The sequence below is a fragment of the Candidatus Aquicultor secundus genome, from assembly GCF_002791875.1.
Lineage (GTDB): Bacteria > Actinomycetota > Aquicultoria > Aquicultorales > Aquicultoraceae > Aquicultor_A > Aquicultor_A secundus.
In genome coordinates, this window is sequence record NZ_PFNG01000029.1 from 1 (window position 1) to 559 (window position 559).

General features: G+C 51.2%; 1 protein-coding gene. It reads left to right on the plus strand.

Annotated features, from left to right (window positions below; genetic code table 11):
- Nucleotides 1–165: 165 nt before the first annotated feature.
- Nucleotides 166–559: hypothetical protein (locus COY37_RS00970; protein ID WP_286975567.1), on the plus strand; the 394-nt coding region annotated here is incomplete at its 3' end.

Sequence of the window (559 nt, forward strand, 5' to 3'; positions counted from 1 at the left end):
CTCGCAACCTTAATAACGTCCCTCGTCGTGATAAGCGGCTTAATCGGGTTTCAGATTATCAACGACGCTGACACCGTAGAGGCCGGTTAGGTTAAAGCACTCACCGTCCTTAGAAATGCCGACCACGTCTATGCCCATGTAAGCAAGCTAGAAAAATCCGCATACGTGTTCCTTGCAGGCAACGATCCCGCTTTACAAACCAATTTCTGGACCGAGTATAAAGAAGCCGTGGCCGATATCGATAAGCAGGTAATCCCACTACACAATGGTGACTGCAAATCATGCCACAAAGCATTTCTAAGCATCGGTTCGGAAGTCAAGGCTCTAAGGGCCAACCTCACCCTCGCGGATAACAACGGACTGGCCGGCGGTGGTAAAAACCTCGAGTACGAACGCCTACTGCAGCGAAACATAGCGACCCTTGAACGGGCCTCCATACAGGCCGGCAAGCTTGCCCAAACCGAGGAAAAAAACTCTGCCGTTGCGACAAAAAAACTGCGCCTTAAACCCAATGACAACAAGCGTGTCATCAGAGCCCACCGACTTGTCAATCGGACGC